Source organism: Dactylosporangium sp. NPDC000555 (assembly GCF_040300025.1).
In the GTDB taxonomy this organism is placed as follows: domain Bacteria; phylum Actinomycetota; class Actinomycetes; order Mycobacteriales; family Micromonosporaceae; genus Dactylosporangium.
In genome coordinates, this window is the sequence record NZ_JBEPDB010000213.1 from 1 (window position 1) to 1159 (window position 1159).

1 protein-coding gene is annotated in these 1159 nt (G+C 71.6%); it reads left to right on the forward strand.

All coding sequences use genetic code 11. The features are described from left to right. Positions 1 to 1159, forward strand: a 1159-nt coding sequence (locus ABT297_RS43080; protein ID WP_350560024.1) for a polyketide synthase dehydratase domain-containing protein, incomplete at both ends; no start/stop codon positions are given.

Below are 1159 nucleotides of genomic sequence, written 5' to 3' on the forward strand. Positions count from 1 at the left end.
AACCACCTACCCCAAGCACCCACCTACCCCTTCCAACACCAGAGCTACTGGCTGACCACGGGTCATGCGGCGGGGGCGGCCACGCATCCGTTCCTGACGACGGTCGTGCACCGTGCCGACATCGACGGCACGCTCCACACCGGCACGTTGAGCCCGGCAGTGCACACCTGGCTCGCCGAGCACGTCATCGGCGACACGACGCTGCTGCCGGCCACCGCGTTCGCCGAGATGGCAATCTTCGCGGGCGACGCCGTGGGCTACGGCCGCATCGAGGAACTGACGTTGCGCGCTCCGCTGCCGCTGGACCGGACCGCCGCGTTACAGGTGTGCGTCGGTGAGCCGGACCATCAGGACCGGCGGCCGATCACCGTCTACGCTCGGCCGGCGAACACCGGCACCGACGAGGCATGGACCTGTCACGCCACCGGCCACCTGGGTGCGGACATCGATCCGCCGCTGCCAGACACCGCGCCGTGGCCGCCGGCCGGTGCGGTCGAGGTCGACGTGGACGACCTGTACGAGCTGTTGGCGGAACGCGGCTACCGATACGGCGCAAGTTTCCGGGGTCTCACCGCCGCATGGCGGGACGGCGAGACGATCTTCGCGGAGGTCACTGTCGGCGCGGGCGCGGACATCCGGGGGTACGGCGTACATCCGGCGCTGTTCGATGCCGCGTTGCACTGTCTCGGCGTCACCGACGACGGGGCGGGCCGGCGTCTGCCGGTGCAGTGGTCCGGTGTCTCGCTGCACGCGACCGGAGCTCGTTCGCTGCGGGTGCGGGTAACCCCGGCGGGGGACGACGAGGTGGCCATCGCGATCACCGATCCGGCTGGCGCGCCGGTGCTGTCCATCGACGCGCTGACCCTACGGGAGACCGCGGGTCCGGAGACCGCGACGGCCGGTTTGTACACCCTGGTGTGGAAGCTGGTGGCCGACGGCGGGCGGCGTGGCGCCGCGCCGGGAACGGTGGTACTCGATGCCGGTGCGGTCCCGGCCGATCGGCCGGGAGCAGCCGTCGCCTGGGTGCTGGAGCAGTTGCAGCAGCGGCTGGAGGGTTCGGAGCACCTGGTGGTGGTGACGCGTGGCGCGGTAGCCGTCACCGACACCGACGACCCCGACCCCGACCAAGGCGCCGTCTGGGGACTCGTCCGCAGCGCCC